The organism is Pseudarthrobacter sp. CCNWLW217 (genome assembly GCF_037203985.1).
GTDB lineage: Bacteria > Actinomycetota > Actinomycetes > Actinomycetales > Micrococcaceae > Arthrobacter.
In genome coordinates this window covers 75,474-90,362 of the sequence record NZ_JBBCBT010000007.1, presented here as the reverse complement: position 1 = coordinate 90,362, position 14,889 = coordinate 75,474, and the positions used below count along the sequence as shown (strand labels likewise).

16 protein-coding genes are annotated in these 14,889 nt (G+C 64.2%); 10 read left to right on the top strand and 6 right to left on the bottom strand.

The features are described 5' to 3' along the window. The first annotated feature begins 7 nt into the window (after positions 1-7). Positions 8-589, top strand: coding sequence for a GlcG/HbpS family heme-binding protein (locus tag V9L18_RS10040; RefSeq protein WP_337347020.1), 582 nt, complete (start codon positions 8-10; stop codon positions 587-589). A 10-nt stretch (positions 590-599) separates the two neighbouring features. Then, complete coding sequence (locus tag V9L18_RS10035) at positions 600-1,307, top strand: ankyrin repeat domain-containing protein (protein ID WP_337347019.1); 708 nt, start codon at positions 600-602, stop codon at positions 1,305-1,307. 93 nt (positions 1,308-1,400) lie between these two features. Here the strand turns inward: V9L18_RS10035 and V9L18_RS10030 are convergent, their stop codons facing one another. From V9L18_RS10030 to V9L18_RS10020, 3 genes are all read right to left on the bottom strand, one after another. Next, positions 1,401-2,597 (bottom strand): acetyl-CoA acetyltransferase, encoded by a 1,197-nt coding sequence (locus V9L18_RS10030; RefSeq protein WP_337347018.1) that lies wholly within the window; start codon positions 2,595-2,597, stop codon positions 1,401-1,403. Then, a complete protein-coding gene (locus V9L18_RS10025; protein WP_337347017.1) occupies positions 2,594-3,280 on the bottom strand; it encodes a CoA transferase subunit B in 687 nt (228 codons plus the stop codon). The genes V9L18_RS10030 and V9L18_RS10025 overlap by 4 nt, the downstream gene beginning before the upstream one ends. A gap of 65 nt (positions 3,281-3,345) precedes the next feature. Next, positions 3,346-4,065 carry a CoA transferase subunit A gene (locus V9L18_RS10020; protein ID WP_337347016.1) on the bottom strand — a complete coding sequence of 240 codons (720 nt, stop codon included), beginning with the start codon at positions 4,063-4,065 and terminating at the stop codon, positions 3,346-3,348. Between the two features lie 192 nt (positions 4,066-4,257). Between V9L18_RS10020 and V9L18_RS10015 the strand changes: the two genes are divergently transcribed. Next, positions 4,258-5,046, top strand: coding sequence for an IclR family transcriptional regulator (locus tag V9L18_RS10015; protein ID WP_337347015.1), 789 nt, complete (start codon positions 4,258-4,260; stop codon positions 5,044-5,046). A 63-nt stretch (positions 5,047-5,109) separates the two neighbouring features. Beyond that, entirely contained in the window at positions 5,110-6,024 is a 915-nt protein-coding gene (locus V9L18_RS10010) for an NADP-dependent oxidoreductase (protein ID WP_337347014.1), read from the top strand. Between the two features lie 29 nt (positions 6,025-6,053). Here V9L18_RS10010 and V9L18_RS10005 read toward each other — a convergent pair whose 3' ends face one another. The 3 genes from V9L18_RS10005 to V9L18_RS09995 form a co-directional block, all read right to left on the bottom strand. After that, positions 6,054-6,410 (bottom strand): DUF5655 domain-containing protein, encoded by a 357-nt coding sequence (locus tag V9L18_RS10005; protein ID WP_337347013.1) that lies wholly within the window; start codon positions 6,408-6,410, stop codon positions 6,054-6,056. A gap of 22 nt (positions 6,411-6,432) precedes the next feature. Continuing rightward, positions 6,433-7,287, bottom strand: coding sequence for an ammonia-dependent NAD(+) synthetase (nadE, locus tag V9L18_RS10000; RefSeq protein WP_337347012.1), 855 nt, complete (start codon positions 7,285-7,287; stop codon positions 6,433-6,435). 95 nt (positions 7,288-7,382) lie between these two features. After that, positions 7,383-8,438, bottom strand: coding sequence for a LacI family DNA-binding transcriptional regulator (locus V9L18_RS09995; RefSeq protein WP_337347011.1), 1,056 nt, complete (start codon positions 8,436-8,438; stop codon positions 7,383-7,385). A gap of 218 nt (positions 8,439-8,656) precedes the next feature. Here V9L18_RS09995 and V9L18_RS09990 point away from each other — a divergent pair, with 218 nt between their 5' ends. From V9L18_RS09990 to V9L18_RS09965, 6 genes are read left to right on the top strand one after another with little or no spacing between them, the layout of a single operon-like run. Further along, entirely contained in the window at positions 8,657-10,018 is a 1,362-nt protein-coding gene (locus V9L18_RS09990) for an ABC transporter substrate-binding protein (protein WP_337347010.1), read from the top strand. A 6-nt stretch (positions 10,019-10,024) separates the two neighbouring features. Further along, positions 10,025-11,038, top strand: coding sequence for a carbohydrate ABC transporter permease (locus V9L18_RS09985; RefSeq protein ID WP_337347009.1), 1,014 nt, complete (start codon positions 10,025-10,027; stop codon positions 11,036-11,038). Continuing rightward, on the top strand, positions 11,035-11,964 hold the full coding sequence (locus V9L18_RS09980) for a carbohydrate ABC transporter permease (RefSeq protein WP_337347008.1): 930 nt from the start codon (positions 11,035-11,037) through the stop codon (positions 11,962-11,964). Before V9L18_RS09985 ends, V9L18_RS09980 begins: the two co-directional genes overlap by 4 nt. 2 nt (positions 11,965-11,966) lie before the next feature. Further along, the gene (locus tag V9L18_RS09975; RefSeq protein WP_337347007.1) at positions 11,967-12,815 is read left to right on the top strand and encodes a sugar phosphate isomerase/epimerase family protein; all 849 of its coding nucleotides are present in this window, start codon (positions 11,967-11,969) and stop codon (positions 12,813-12,815) included. After that, complete coding sequence (locus tag V9L18_RS09970; protein ID WP_337347006.1) at positions 12,812-13,978, top strand: Gfo/Idh/MocA family protein; 1,167 nt, start codon at positions 12,812-12,814, stop codon at positions 13,976-13,978. Before V9L18_RS09975 ends, V9L18_RS09970 begins: the two co-directional genes overlap by 4 nt. A 4-nt stretch (positions 13,979-13,982) precedes the next feature. Next, positions 13,983-14,888 carry a sugar phosphate isomerase/epimerase family protein gene (locus V9L18_RS09965; protein ID WP_337347005.1) on the top strand — a complete coding sequence of 302 codons (906 nt, stop codon included), beginning with the start codon at positions 13,983-13,985 and terminating at the stop codon, positions 14,886-14,888. Position 14,889 lies beyond the last annotated feature (1 nt).

Here is a 14,889-nt window from a genome sequence, read left to right as displayed (position 1 = left end):
GAACACCGTGAAGAAGTCCACCACGTTTGCCGCCGCTGCGGCCGCAGGGGCCCTGCTGTTGACCGGAGGCCTGACTGCGGCAGCCAATGCCGGGACCAGCCAGGCGGCTGCGCCGGCTGCGGTGCCTGCCGTCGACATCCCGCAGGCACCGGAAACCGTGGTGGCGCAGAACCGCATCACCGTTGGCGCTTCTTCGACTGCCGTCAGCGCAGCCCTGGCCAAGTGCCAGGCGGACAAGCTGCCGTTCGTCACGGTGGCCCTGGTGGACAGGTTCGGAACCGTCCAGGCGCTCCTGCGCGGGGACAACGCAGCTGAGCACACCATCGAAGCGGCCAAGCAGAAGGCTTACACCGCCGCCGCCTTCGGTGCGCCCACCAGTGAGTTGGCCAAGCGCATCAACGGCACCGGACCCAGCATCGCGGACCTCCCCGGCACGCTGTTTCTCCCCGGCGGTGTGCCCCTCAAGGTCAACGGCGTCTCAGTGGCAGGCATCGGTGTGGGCGGAGCTCCTGATGGCAACCTGGACGAAGCCTGCGCCACCGCCGGCGCCGAGGCCATCGCCGCAGCGGCAGCCGCCCCGGCCAAGTAGGCTCGGCTTCATGAGGCGGTTCAGGATGTTCATTCTGGCTGGTGCTGTGGCCGGATGCCTGACTGCGTGCCAGGCCGGCCCGGGTGAGCCGCAGCGAGTGGAGGCGCCGTCGTCGTCCGACCTGGAGAGTCCTGCGCCACCAGTTACGGCCCCCTCCACGCGGGCCGCAGCCCCGTCCGTTCCCAGCACGCAGGCCACCCCGCCAGCCCTATCTTCCGAGCCTCAGGCCCGGGTTGACCAAGAACTGATTGCCGCCGCGAAGGCCAACAACGCGGCGCTGGTGCGGGAGCTGATCGGCCGGGGCGGAAACGTGAACGCCAAGGACGCCATCCAGGACTCCGCCTTCCTCTACGCCGGGGCTGAGGGATTCAACGAGGTGCTCCAGCTGACCCTGGCAGCAGGCGCGGATGTTGCGAGCACCAACCGGTTTGGCGGGACTGCGCTGATCCCCGCCAGCGAACACGGCCATGTGGAAACGGTCCGAATCCTCTTGGCCGCCGGCGTGCCCGTGAACCACGTGAACAACCTGGGCTGGACCGCCATGCAGGAAGCCATCCTGCTCAATGACGGCGGACCCAGGCAACAGGAAGTGGTCCGCCTGCTGTTGGAGGCCGGCGGGGATCCGAGCATCCGGGATCCGGAGGGCCGGACCGCCCTGGACAACGCCGAACGGCTGGGTTTTGTGGAGATCGCCAACCTGATCCGCGGCGGGGGTTGAAACAGCCCAGTTTCGGCCGGGTCGCCCGCAATTCACAGTGGCAGGGCGTGCACCAAGGCCTCAAAACTGGGCTGTTCCGACGTCCGGCTTCTGTTAGACGGCCTCGAGCACGCTCACGTAGTTGGCAATACCCACTCCGCCCATGTTCTGTACCGCCGCCCGGCGCGGATTCGCCAGCTGCATGTCGCCGGCCGTGCCGGTGAGCTGCATAGCGGCGATCACATGCTGGGACACGCCCGTGGCGCCCACGGGGTGGCCCTTGGCCTTGAGTCCGCCTGAGACGTTGACCGGCAGCTTGCCGTCTTTGAAGACCCAGCCTTCCTCAAGGGCACGGGCGCCCTGGCCGGTTTCGGTGAGCCCCATGGCCTCGTACATGAGCAGTTCGGCGATAGTGAAACAGTCGTGGACCTCTGCGAAATCCAAGTCCTCAAGCCCGACGCCGGCCATCGCCAGGGCGCGCTGCCAGGACACACGCGTGGCCTCGAAGGCCGTGGGATCGCGCCGTTCGGCCGGGAAGAAGCCGTTAGCGTGGCCGAACCCCGCAAGCCGCACCGGCACAGTAGCCCCGCCGGTTGGTGACGTTGAGAGCACGACGGCGGCGGCACCGTCGGACACGGGGGAACAGTCGGTGCGGCGCAGGGGATCGGCCACCATGGGGTTCTTGTCCGAGACGGTGCGGCAGAAGTCCTCGCCAAGGTCCTTCCGGAGCTGGGCGTAGGGGTTGTCCACGCCGTTGCGGTGGTTCTTCGCGGCAATGCTGCCAAGGACGTCGCCCAGTTTTCCGTCCCCGCGTCCAAAGCGCTTGTCGTAGTGTTTCGCGACGTCGGCGAACAGGCCGGTGAAGCCGGTTGTGGAGGTCTGGCCGGCCATGTCGTAGTCCGCGCCAAGAAGCGCCGCACCCACCACGTCGGCGCCGGCATGGGTCATCTTCTCCGCGCCGATCACGAGGACCGTCTTCGCGGTGCCGGCGAGGAGGGCCTTGGTGCCCTGCTGGAACGCGGCCGAGCCGGAAGCGCAGGCGTTCTCGACGCGGGTGGCCGGGACGTTGGCCAGGTCCGGGGAGACCTGGAGCGCCAGGGACGACGGGAAGGCCAGCGGCATCATCCCGGAGTTGAACTGGCCGAGGTAGATCTCGTCTATCTGGCCCGCTTCAATGCCGGCGTTGGCTATGGCTTCGGTGGCCACCTGGACGATCAAGGACTCAAGGGTTTCGTCGGTGAGTTTGCCGAACCGGCTGTGGCCCCAGCCGGTGAGCAGGACATCCTTGCCGAACTGTTCCTTCAGGCTCATGCTGTGGCTCCTGCGTTTTCGAGCTGGACGTCGAATGCGGCCTCGGTCTTCGCACGGATTTCCTCCACGCTGACCCCCGGCGCAAGGCGCGTGAGCGTGAGTTGCCGCCCGCCGCCGTCGCCCGTTCCTCCTTCATTCTTCGGAAGGTCAAAGACGGCCAGGTCGCTGATGATCCGGTCCACGCAGCTGAGGCCCGTGAGCGGCAGCGTGCACTCCGTGACGATTTTGGCCGTGCCATCCTTGGCGTTGTGCTCGGTCAGGACCACCACCCGCGGGGTCCCGGCGACGAGGTCCATGGCCCCGCCCATTCCTTTGACCATCTTGCCGGGGATGGTCCAGTTGGCGAGGTCGCCGTTGCCGGAGACCTGCATGGCCCCGAGGATGGCGACTTTCACGTGGCCGCCACGGATCATGCCGAAGGACGTGGCGGAATCGAAGATGCTGCCGCCCGGCAACACGGTGACGGTCTGCTTGCCGGCGTTGATGAGGTCCGCGTCCTCTTCGCCGTCGTAGGGGAATGGCCCCATGCCCAGCAGGCCGTTTTCACTCTGAAGGATCACGCGGACGCCGTGGGGCAGGTTGTTGGCCACCAGCGTGGGAATGCCGATCCCCAGGTTGACGTAGTCGCCGTCGTTCAGTTCCTCGGCCGCGATGGCAGCCATTTCATCCCTGGACCAGGCCATGGGTTTCTCCTCGGGTTCAAAGTTTGGGGGCTTGAGTGTTCGTACGCGCCGGACTGCGCGGAGGGCTAGGCGGGGACGGGCTCGGAGGTCCGGGAGCGGACGGTGCGCTGTTCGATGTCCTTGACGCGCACCGAAGCCTGGACCAGCCGCTGGACGTAGACGCCGGGAGTGACAACGTGGTTGGGATCCAGTGCCCCCGGCTCCACGATCACTTCTGCCTCCGCGATGGTGACCGCACCGGCTGTAGCGACAACCGGGTTGAAGTTTCGGGCGGTGAAGCGGTAAATCAGGTTCCCGTCCGTGTCCGCGGTGTGGGCATGGACCAGTGCGACGTCGGCGCGGATGGCGCGCTCCTGAACGTACGTTTCGCCGTCGAACTCTGCCAGCGGCTTGCCCTCGGCCACGACGGTTCCCACTCCTGTCTTGGTGTAGAAAGCGGGAATGCCGGCGCCGCCGGCGCGGAGCCGTTCGGCCAGCGTCCCCTGCGGCGTGAACTCCACCTCAAGCAGGCCAGCCAGGTACCGCTCGGCGAACAGTTTGTTTTCGCCTACATAGGAGGCGATGACCTTGCAGACCTGGCCGGCTTCGATGAGGACCCCAAGGCCCTTGCCGTCCACGCCCATGTTGTTGGACACCACGGTCAGGTCCCGAACGCCCGAGTCGCGGACAGCCTCGATCAGGTCAGCCGGGATGCCACTGAGGCCGAAGCCACCCACGGCGAGGGTGATCCCATCACGCAGGGCACCGTGCAGGGCGTCAGCGGCGCTTGAATTGAGTTTGGACATCTTTCTCCTCATTGAGAGTGCGTCTGCCAGGAATCCACTTTATGGACAACGGCTCTGGTTTCGAAGCGTACGGGGCTAAAACAGTGACTGTCAATGCACCAAAACCCGGAAAAATGCCGCGGTTTTACAGTGTGGACTGTACGCTAGATGAAGTCCACAATATGGATGCATTGCCTGGCCGAAAGGACTTCCATGAACCAGAATCCCGTGCAGGGCGCGCAGGTTGTCAGCCGCATCGCCGGGCTGCTGCGCATTGCCGGCCGCAAGCCCGAGGGCAGCCCGCTGGTGGAGTTGGTGAAGGAGTCCGGCCTCACCCGGCCCACTGTCCACCGTCTGCTGACCTCGTTGGCGGCTGAGGGGCTGCTGGACCACGATGCCCGTACCGGCAACTGGGTCCTCGGGCCCGAAATCCTGTTGATGGGGTCTGTGGCATCCGCGCGCTTCCCGCTTGAAGAGATCGCCCGGCCCAGCCTTCGCCGGCTGGCGGAAGAGACGGGGGAGAGTGCGTTCTTTTCCATCCGCCGAGGGGCGGAGACTGTTTGCCTGCTCCGGGAGGAAGGCAGCTTCCCGGTGCGCTCCTTTGTGCTCCACGAAGGAGTCCGGTTCCCGCTGGGCGTCGCCTCGGCCGGAACCGCGATCATGGCATTTCTGCCGGAAAACGAGCAGGAGCAGGTGCTGGCGCGCTGGGCTGACCATGCCGGCCCGTTCGCCGAGGCACACACAGAGGAGGTTGTCCGTGCCAGCCTTGCCAGGACGCGCGAGACCGGTTATTCGGTGAATCCGGGTCTGGTCCTGGAAGGTAGCTGGGGGATGGGTGCCGCCGTCTTTGACCAGTCGGGACGTCCTGCGTGGGCGCTTTCGCTCACGGGTATCGAACCCCGCTTCCGCGAAGACCGGCAGGAATTCCTCGGCCGGCTTTTGATGGAGGAAGCCCACCGCATCACCGGCAGGCTGGGTACGCCCGGGAAGGAACTGTTGTGACGGCCGCCGGGGCGTGCCTACGCTAGCGATAGAGTGCCGGACACCCCCTAAGGAGCCAGGGACATGAGCACCAATGTCTACTTCGAACACTACGGCGACCCGCAAGTCCTGAAAGTCGGGCCCCAGGAACTACCGGACCCCGCCGACGGCGAGGTGCGGGTGGAGTTCCGGGCCATTGGCGTCAACCCGATGGACTGGAGGCTGGTGGCAGGACACCTCAGCAAAGTGGCGCCGCTGGAACTCCCCCAAGTGCCAGGCGGTGAAGCTGCCGGGGTGGTCGCGGCGGTGGGCCCGGCGTTCGAAGGCTTCAGCGTGGGCGACGAAGTCATCTGGAACGGATTCACGGGCGGCTACCGGATGGAGGCCGTAGTGCCTGCCGAACAGCTCACACCGCTGCCCGCCGGCGTCGACTTTGAGCAGGCGGCCTGCATCCCGGTAGCCGGCGGCACCGCTTATTCGGCCTTGAAGCAGCTGGGTGTGGGCGAGGGCGACACGGTGCTGATCCACGCGGCGGCCGGGGGTGTGGGTTCCGCAGCAGTCCAGATTGCCCAAGCCTTCGGCGCCCGGGTGATAGGCACGGCGTCGGAAGCCAACCAGGACTACCTGCGCGAGCTGGGCGCGGAGGCCGTAAGGTACGGTCCGGGACTGGTGGAGCGCGTGAGGTCAGCCGCCGAAGAGGCAGGTCCAGTCACTGCCGTGCTGGACGCTGTAGGGACAGAGGAATCCGTGGCGGCAACAGTGGAACTGCTTCCGGACAGGACCCGGGCGGTCATCACGGCGCCCGGCAAGCATTCACAGGAAGCCGGAATCGCCGCAGTGCAGCAACAGGAGGGGCGCATCATGGAAGTGGCGACGCTCGCAGCGGAAGGCCTGATCACGTTCACCATTGCGCACCGGTTGCCGCTGGTCGAGGCTGCCGACGCGTTGGAACTCAGCCGTACCGGCCACGGGCACGGCAAGATTGTCCTGCTGCCCTAGGGTTCCTGATCCTTGGAAACCCCGGCCGTTCAACGCGTTCCCGGTCCAACGTCATCATGGGCTTCGACCAGCCACGCCTCGATGTCGGCGTCCAGTTGGTCAGCCGTCGTGAAAGTGAACCGGTGCGTATAGACCTTCCTGGTGGTGGGAAAGCTCTGCAGCAAGGCTGGATGCTCCACTTGTCGCAGGAGATCGATTGCCACTTCCAGTCGCCCGGAGACGATGAATGCCGAGGCGAAGACGCGCCGGTCCGCCCACGCCACCTCCGTGAGGTGGACCCGCTCCTCGCACTCGCCGGCGGCCAGGACCATAGCCCGGAACCGGCGGAAAAGTTCGACGGCGGCCGGCGGCTTTCCCGCGAGGTAACGGTCGACGTCGTGGGTCATCGACGTCGTGCGCCAGGCCCCCCTAGAGGCCTGCCCGGGGTTCCTCGGGGCCCTCGTGCTTCCACCAGGTGTCGAAGATCGTGACGGGGACGGTGCGCTTGTGGCGGGTGCGCAGGTACTTTTCTTCGATCTTTTCGGCTACCTCGTCCGTCACGTCCCGGCCCTCGAGGTAGTCGTCGATCTGGTCGTAGCTGAGGCCCAGTTCGTCCTCGTCGGTGCGCCCGGGCTTGCCGTCCAGCAGGTCTGCGGTGGGCACTTTCTCCCAGACACGGGCGGGGGCTCCGAGCTCGGCCAGAAGTTCACGGTTCTGGCGCTTGTTCAGGCCGAAAAGGGGCAGGATGTCCGCGGCGCCGTCGCCATACTTGGTGAAGAAGCCGGTGACTGATTCGGCGCCGTGGTCGGTGCCGATGACCAGGTAATTGTGCTCGCCGGCCAGCGCGTACTGGGCAATCATGCGGGTGCGGGCCTTGGTGTTGCCCTTGTGGAAATCGGAAATCCCGTTGCCAACGGACTTCTCAAACTCGTCCTCGAAGCCGTCTACGGCAGCTGAGATGTTGAAGGTCCACTCGGTCTTGGCCTGGATGAAGTCCAGTGCCGCCTGGGCGTCGTCCTCATCGTGCTGCACGCCGTATGGCAGGCGGACCGCCACGAAGTTCGCCTCGACGCCCTCGGCTTCCAGCTCCTCGACGGCCAGTTGGGCCAGGCGTCCGGCCAGCGATGAGTCCAGGCCCCCGGAGATACCCAGGACAAAGCCCTTGGTGTGGGTTGCCTTGAGGTAGTCCTTGAGGAAAGTCACGCGTTTGCGCACCTCCCCCACGGGATCGATCCGGGGCTGCACGCCCATTTCTTCAACGATTCTGGCCTGGAGTTCGCGCATGTGTCCCAGCCTAGCCAGCGGTGTCAATATGGCTCAACTGTGTCCTCCCCGGGCCTCGCACGCGATTGACGCCCACTGCCGGTTCAGCACCCGCGTTACTGCGCCCCCGGCGCCGGTCCCGTGGAGCCACGGACCGTGAGGTGGGTGGGCATGACGGCAAGCCTCCTCGTCGTTCCACCTTGGAACGGATTCAGCTGGGACAGGAGCATCGAGACGGCAACGCGGCCTGCCTGCTCGATCGGCGAGGAAATTGTTGTCAGCGGCGGGTTGCAGAAATCTGCACCGAAAATGTCATCGCATCCAATGATGCTCATGTCTTCAGGGACTCGGATGCCCCTTTCCCGCAGCCGTTGCAGCATGCCGATGGCCAGCAGGTCATTGAAGGCAATGCACGCCGTGGCACCCGTGCGCACCGCAGCGTCCGCGGCGGCTGCGCCGGAGGTAGTTTTCGGAATGTAAGGCCCGATCCTGTGGATCTCCAGTCCCCGCTGGGTTGAGTCCTCCTCAAAAACCTTCCAACGCCTTGAATTGGACCAGGATGTGGGCGGGCCGCTGACGTAGCAGACCCGCTGATGGCCAAGTGAGACAAGATGCTCCAAAGCCTGGATCATGGCGGATGGCGTATCGATGACCACGCTTGGCGCATCCGCTGACGCACGGTTGATAGTCACCAGTGGCTGGGATCCGGAGACCTCGGCAAGTTGCGCATCCGTTAGGCGTGAGGCCGCCAGGACGAAGCCGTCCGCCGACCGCCGCAGCTTGTGAAGTGCTTCGAGTTCCATCTCGTTGGACTCCTCGGTGTCCACCAGGAGTTGGGTGAGGCCTGCGGCCTTGAGCTGGTGCTGGGTCCCCCGGATGATGTCGAAGTAGAAGGGGTTGGTAATGTCCGGTACCAGGACAGCTACCGTGTTGGTGCGGCCCGAACTGAGGCCGCGTGCCTGCGAGCTGGGGACATAGTTGAGCCGGGAGGCGGCCTCTTCGATGCGCTCCCTGGTGTGTCGGTTGACGCGGTCCGGCTTGGACAGCGCGCGGGAGACGGTAGAGGTGGCAACGCCCGCGAGTTCGGCGACGTCCCTGATCGTGGGCATTTTCTCGGAAGTCTCCCGCCCTGGTGGTCGCTCTTCCGGGGAATCCCTGATTGCAGAGCCCATGGGGGTCCTTTCCTTGTTGCCTGCTCAAAGAGTGCATGGGTTCCGATCCTGCAGGCTCTCCGTTGCTATGGCCGATGGCTCAATAAAAACATCATTGGCAACTTTTGGCAACCGCTTGCCGCAAGCGTTGCATGATCCCTAGACTGAGGTTCGAATCGCCCGCAGTGATGTTCGCCACATGACGGTGTGGCCATGTGGGCGTCCCAGAGGAGAAAACAATGAGGTTTAGATCGTCTACCGGGATTGCGGCAGTCGCTGCGGCTGCAGCATTGGCCCTGACCGGCTGTGGGGCCGGCTCCGGAACCACATCCAGTTCAACAAACGCAGACGGAAAAGTGGACGGAACCGGGAAGACGCTCAACGTCCTCGTCGGTGTCCTGCCTCAGTACCCGGAACAGCAGAAACAATGGCAGAGCGATATCGCGGCCAAGTTCAAGGCCGAAACCGGGGCGGACGTGAAGTTTGAAACATTCGCCTCGGCCAACGATGAACTCACACGCATCCAGACTTCCGTGGTCTCGGGCCAGGGGCCGGACATCTACGGGCTTGGTACCACGTTCACGCCCACTGCTTTCGCCACCAAGGCCTTCGTGACCCTCTCCGATGACGACTGGAAGAAGGTGGGCGGCAAGGACCGCTTCAACCCTGCCACTCTCGGCATCTCCGGCCCGGATGAGGACAACCAGGCAGGTATTCCGTTCGTCAGCCGCCCCTTCGTGATGGCGTACAACAAGGACTTGCTGGCGGCCGCCGGGATTGAAAAGCCCGCCACCACCTGGGACGAACTTGCTGAGCAGGCGAAGAAAATGACCAAGGACGGGACGTACGGGCTCGCCACCGGTTACAAGGACAACTTCGATCCCTGGAAGTTCATTTGGGCCATGTCCGTCCAGGCCGGCAACCCGATCGTTGACGGTGACAAGCTCAAACTGGACGATCCTGCTGTCAAGAAGGCCTACGAAACGTACTTTGGCTGGTTGACCAAGGACAAGATCGTGGACCCGGCTTCCGTTGGCTGGAGCAACAGCAATGCGGTGGCCGCCTTTGCCAGCGGCAAGGCTGGATATCTGATGATGACCACCTCAAGCTCCATTCCCACCCTTAACAACTCGGCCATCGCCGGGAAGTTCGAGTACGCACTGATGCCCACCACCGCGCCGGGGAAATCAAGCCCCCAAGGCGATGGAGACGAGGCCGCGAGCATCCTCTCAGGAGACAACCTGGTGGTGGCGGACTACTCCAAGGAGAAGGACCTCGCTTTCGCGTACATCAAGCTGATCACCTCCAAAGAGGAGCAGCTGAATTACCAGAAGATCTTCGGCGACCTTCCGGCCAATGCCGAGGCCCTGGCCGCCCTGAGCGAACCGACCCTGAAGCCCATCGCCGATGCTGCTGCGAAATCCAAGGCGACGCCGTTCACAGGCGCTTGGGGAGACATCCAGCTTGGCCTGCTGAACGTTACAGTCCAGTCCATCCCGGATCTTGCAAGCGGCAAGCTCGACAGTTCAACGCTCGAGGCCCGCATCAAGGACGCCCAGACCAAGGGGCAGGCGTCCCTTGACCGGGCCGCCAAAGGATAACTCCCCATGTCTACTGACGCCTCCAACGAAGTCCGGCTTGTGGCGGAGTCCGCCGCAAGCCGGGCCTCCCGGACAGCCGCCTCCATCGCGGGTCCGCCACCTGCCGGCGAAAGCAAAGGCCGCCGCAAAGGCCTGAGTGAACGCAACCGCCCCCTGTGGATGCTGATTCCCGGCGGGACCCTGATGATCATCATCATCGTGGTGCCCCTCATTCTGGGCATCTACATGTCCACCCTCAACCTGGACCAGTACACGCTCCGCCGCTGGATCAGCTCACCGTTCATCGGCGTCGAGAACTTCGTCGAGGCGCTGACGTCCTCGCCCCTGCTTCACGCGACCTGGCTGAGCGTCAGCTACTCCCTGCTGGCCATGGTCATCACCCTGCCGCTTGGCATTGCCGCCGCAGTCGCCACGCAGAACGCCTTCAAGGGCCGCGCGGTGGTCCGGTCCATCTTCCTCATCCCGTACGTGCTTCCGTCCTTTGTGGTTGCCACGGTCTGGCGCACCATGTTCCAGCCGGACGGCATCGTGAACAAGGCCTTGGGAGCCGTGGGCATTGATGGTGGCCTGTGGCTGAACGGGCCCCAGACTTTCTGGACGCTGGTATTGGTCCAGATCTGGGCTTCCTGGCCCTTCATCTACCTGCTCGCCCTGTCAGGGCTGCAGGCTGTGGACCACGAGGTGCATGAGGCATCGGCCCTTGACGGGGCTCTGTGGTGGAACAAACTCCGCTACGTCATCTTCCCGTACCTGAAGGGGCCACTCTCACTCGCGTTCCTGATCGGCATGCTGCACCACATCAACAACTTCACGCTTCCGTATGTGCTGTTCGGTGTTCCGGCTCCGGCCGACGTCGAGGTACTTCCGATCCTCACCTACGTCACCAGCTTCCAGAGCTTCCGCTTCGGGCTGAGCGCTGCCATGGCCTTCGTTTCCCTGGTGTTGATCGCCATTCCGCTGTTTGTCTACCTGCGTGCCGTCAAGCTCGACGACGCCGAGTCACCGGGAGCCAAGAAATGAGCACCTCCACCGCAACCAAGCGCCGCAATGCCGCCGCTGCAGCTGCAGTGTCCCGTCCGGGTTCCTTCCGCCAGCATGAAGTAACCCGGCTGCTGCCCGGTCCGATGCTCGCCATCATCCTGGTTTTCCTCGGTGCCTTGGTCCTGATCCCCGTGCTGTATATCTTCCTTGCCTCGGTCAACTCGGACATCGGTGTGGCCAACGGCGAATTCTGGCCCTCAAGCTTCACGCTTGAGAACTACTCGAAAATCTGGACCAGTGTGGGACTGGCCACCGGGCTCGCCAACAGTGTCCTCGTGGCAGGAGCAACGGCCGTTGTTTCTGCGGCTCTGTCCGTTTCCACCGCATTCGTCCTGGTCCGCTACAGTTTCCGGGGCCGCCTTACCATCCTGCGCGGGCTCCTGGCCCTTCAGTCGGTACCGGGAACCCTGATGGTGCTCCCCGTATTTGTGCTGTTCTCTTCGGCCGCAACGTACCTGGGCATCCAGGTCATCGGAACACAGTGGGGACTGTTCGTCACCTACCTGACATTCGCCATGCCGTTCTCCACTTGGGTCATGGTCACCTACCTTCGCGGGCTGCCCCGCGAACTGGAGGAAGCGGCGCGGATTGACGGTGCCAGCAACCTCGGCGTCTTGTTCAAGATCATCCTGCCGCTGAGTTGGCCCGGCATTGTGGTTTCCGGCATCTTCGCCTTCCTGCTGGGCTGGAACGACGTCCTGTTCGCATCCGTGATGACCAGGCCGGAAAGCCAGACCGCCGCCGTGGCGCTGCAGATCTTCGGCGCTTCACAGGAAGGCGGCGCTATCCCGTTCTACGGCCAGATGATGGCAGCCGCCCTGGTCTGTGCCGCACCAGTAGTCATTCTTTACCTGATTTTCCAGCGTTATCTAGTTGGCGGGCTCACCGCCGGAGGAGTTAAGTAACCATGGTTCCAGCCACCCAGGCCCCGTGGGCCCTGTCGGGATTCGGCGATGAGATCGACGACGACCCGGCTGTGCAGATCGCAGTGTTGCAGGCCCTTGGGGCGAACCACATCGAGGTGCGAAGCGCGTGGGGCACCAACATCGTGGACCTTTCCGATGACCAGCTCGCGGCCCTGGCCAAGCTGCTTGAAGAGAAGGACATGCTGGTCTCCGCGATCGCGTCACCAATAGGCAAAGTGGACGTCAGCCTCCCGGTGGAACATGAAGTGACCCGCCTGCGCCGTGCCGCCAAAGCCGCCAAGGTCCTTCGGGCCAGGTACATCCGGATCTTTTCCTTCTACTACGGCGAATCCGTTCCGGTGGACAGCATCCGCGACGCCGTCATCGAACGGATGAGCGCACTGGCGGCGGTAGCCGAGGAAGAAGGCGTGATCCTGCTGCATGAAAACGAGAAGGACATCTTCGGTGACGTTCCGGACCGTGTGCTGGACATCATCGAAACCGTGAACTCACCCGCGCTGAAAGTCGCCTGGGACGCTGCCAACTTCGTGCAGGTCGGAGTAAAGCCGTTTGACGAGGCCTACGCAAAGCTCCGCCCCTACCTGGAGTACCTGCAGGTCAAAGATGCCTTGTTCGCCAACGGACACGTGGTTCCTGCCGGGGAGGGCGACGGCGATCTTCTACGCACCGTTGAGGCGCTCAAAGCTGACGGCTACACGGGCTTCGCATCCCTGGAGCCGCATCTGGCCGGCGCTCATGGCCTCGGAGGGTTCTCCGGTCCCACCGCTTTTGGCATCGCCGCCCGGGCGTTTGCCAAAGTCACCGCAGAAGCAGGAGTCCAGACAGCATGAACGACCCGTTGAAGATTGCCATCACCGGTTGCGGCGTCATCGGCCGCACGCACGCAGTTGCCCTGCAGGAGTTTCCGGAGACGAGCATCGTGGCGTTGATCGACGCCCTCCCGGACGCAGCCGACTCGCTTGCGGACTTTATCGAAGCCAGCGGGCGGCCCAGACCGACGGTGCACACGTCCATCGAGGAGGCTTTGGGCGCAACCGACATCGACCTGGTGGCGCTGGCCACACCCAGCGGACTGCACATCCAGCAGAGCCTGGAAGTTTTGGCTGCCGGCAAGCATGTGGTTATTGAAAAGCCGCTGGACGTGGACCTGAGCCGCGCCCAGGAGATCGAAGCCGCGGCAAACGAAGCCGCACGCAGCGGCGTGGTCGCTTCCGTCATCAGCCAGCACCGTTTTGACCAGGCGAGCGTTGCCGTTGCCGACGCCGTCGCCAAGGGCCGGTTTGGCCGGCTCACGTCCGCGATCGCCTCGGTCGCGTGGTGGCGCGGGCAGAACTACTACGATTCCGGTGACTGGCGCGGCACGTGGTCCATGGACGGCGGTGGAGCCCTGATGAACCAGGGCGTACACACGGTCGACCTGCTGCTGTGGTTTTTGGGAAGGCCGGTCGAGATCCATGCCCACACGGCCCGCCTGGCTCACGAACGGATCGAGGTCGAGGACACCGCAGTTGCCACTGTGACGTTTGAGAACGGCGGCCTTGCAGTCCTGCACGCCACTACTGCCGCCTACCCGGGACTGACAGTAAGGGTCCAGTTGATGGGTTCGGAAGGCTCCGCGGTGGTGGACAACGACCAGCTTCAGTACTTCCATGCCAAGGACGCTGGCGGAGCCTCGTCGGACATGGGGCTGCAAGGAGGAGGAAACCAGGCCCAGGAGGAGCTGGCCAAGTATCCCGAAGAGGACTATGAGGCCAAAGATCCGACGGTGTATCCGGCAGGGCACATCCGGCAGTACCGCGACATCCTTGGTGCCGTTGCCGAGGGCCGCCAGCCCGGAGTGACTGTCACTGACGCCGTCAATGCCCTGGCCACCGTGCGCGCCGTCTACATATCGGCCACGCTGAACCAGGCTGTCCTGTTTGAAGACGTCCTGGCGGGGAAATACAACGACCTAGAAGTCCGAACTGGCACCACGCCGACAGAAAGCGCCTGACCAGATGAAATTCTCAGTATTCACGGCCTCCACACCCGACTGGACTCCGGAAGTAGCCGCTGCCACCCTGGCTGCCCAGGGATGGGACGGCATCGAGTGGCGGATCACGGACCAGGCGGAGGCGTCTGTACCCGGTTTCTGGGCCGGCAATAACGCAACCATCCCGCTGACCGGCCTCGAAAACAACCTGGAGTGGGTTGCCGGCATCACCCGCGACGCCGGCCTGGAGTTCTCGGGCATCGGCGGCTACGCGCGATGCGACAACCACGACGACGTCGAACGTATGCTGGCGGCCACTGCCGCCTTGGGTGCCGGGCAGGTCCGCGTCACCACGCTTCCGCTCGGAACCGCGGGCTGGGGGGACGAAGAGCCCAGCGGAGTTCCTTACCCTGTCCTGTTTGAGGAAGCCCGGCGCGATTTCGAATGGATAGCCGAACGGGCAGCCCACCACGGCGTGAAGGCCTTGGTGGAACTCCACCATCGCACCATCACGGCGTCGGCATCATCAGCCCGCAGGCTGCTGGAGGGCCTGGACCCCAAGCATGTGGGGGTAATTCATGACTTGGGCAACCTGCTGATCGAAGGACAGGAAGACTACCTTCCCGCCTTTGAGTTGCTGGGGGAATATCTGGCACACATCCATGTCAAAAATGCCGTGTGGATTCGCCAGGATACACCTGACCCGTCCGGCGCCGCAGTCTTCCGGAATGAGTGGGCGCCGCTGCAGTCCGGACAGGGCAGCGTCCTGGAGTACTTCAAGGCACTGGCGGCACATGGCTACGACGGCTGGGTTACAGTGGAGGATTTCTCCACAGAGCTTCCACTGGCCGAACGTACTGCCGGCAACCTTGACTACGTGCGGCGCACTGCGGCGATCGCCGGGCTTACCGCCGGCGCCGGGGCACGTTGAG

Coding starts and splice junctions, on each gene's coding strand:
- V9L18_RS10035 (WP_337347019.1), top strand. CDS start 600: ATGAGGCGGTTCAGGATGTTCATTCTGGCTGGTGCTGTGGCCGGATGC.
- V9L18_RS10010 (WP_337347014.1), top strand. CDS start 5,110: ATGAGCACCAATGTCTACTTCGAACACTACGGCGACCCGCAAGTCCTG.
- V9L18_RS09970 (WP_337347006.1), top strand. CDS start 12,812: ATGAACGACCCGTTGAAGATTGCCATCACCGGTTGCGGCGTCATCGGC.
- V9L18_RS09965 (WP_337347005.1), top strand. CDS start 13,983: ATGAAATTCTCAGTATTCACGGCCTCCACACCCGACTGGACTCCGGAA.
- V9L18_RS09980 (WP_337347008.1), top strand. CDS start 11,035: ATGAGCACCTCCACCGCAACCAAGCGCCGCAATGCCGCCGCTGCAGCT.
- V9L18_RS10015 (WP_337347015.1), top strand. CDS start 4,258: ATGAACCAGAATCCCGTGCAGGGCGCGCAGGTTGTCAGCCGCATCGCC.
- V9L18_RS10025 (WP_337347017.1), bottom strand. CDS start 3,280: ATGGCCTGGTCCAGGGATGAAATGGCTGCCATCGCGGCCGAGGAACTG.
- nadE (WP_337347012.1), bottom strand. CDS start 7,287: ATGCGCGAACTCCAGGCCAGAATCGTTGAAGAAATGGGCGTGCAGCCC.
- V9L18_RS10005 (WP_337347013.1), bottom strand. CDS start 6,410: ATGACCCACGACGTCGACCGTTACCTCGCGGGAAAGCCGCCGGCCGCC.
- V9L18_RS10030 (WP_337347018.1), bottom strand. CDS start 2,597: ATGAGCCTGAAGGAACAGTTCGGCAAGGATGTCCTGCTCACCGGCTGG.
- V9L18_RS09990 (WP_337347010.1), top strand. CDS start 8,657: ATGAGGTTTAGATCGTCTACCGGGATTGCGGCAGTCGCTGCGGCTGCA.
- V9L18_RS09995 (WP_337347011.1), bottom strand. CDS start 8,438: ATGGGCTCTGCAATCAGGGATTCCCCGGAAGAGCGACCACCAGGGCGG.
- V9L18_RS09985 (WP_337347009.1), top strand. CDS start 10,025: ATGTCTACTGACGCCTCCAACGAAGTCCGGCTTGTGGCGGAGTCCGCC.
- V9L18_RS10020 (WP_337347016.1), bottom strand. CDS start 4,065: ATGTCCAAACTCAATTCAAGCGCCGCTGACGCCCTGCACGGTGCCCTG.
- V9L18_RS09975 (WP_337347007.1), top strand. CDS start 11,967: ATGGTTCCAGCCACCCAGGCCCCGTGGGCCCTGTCGGGATTCGGCGAT.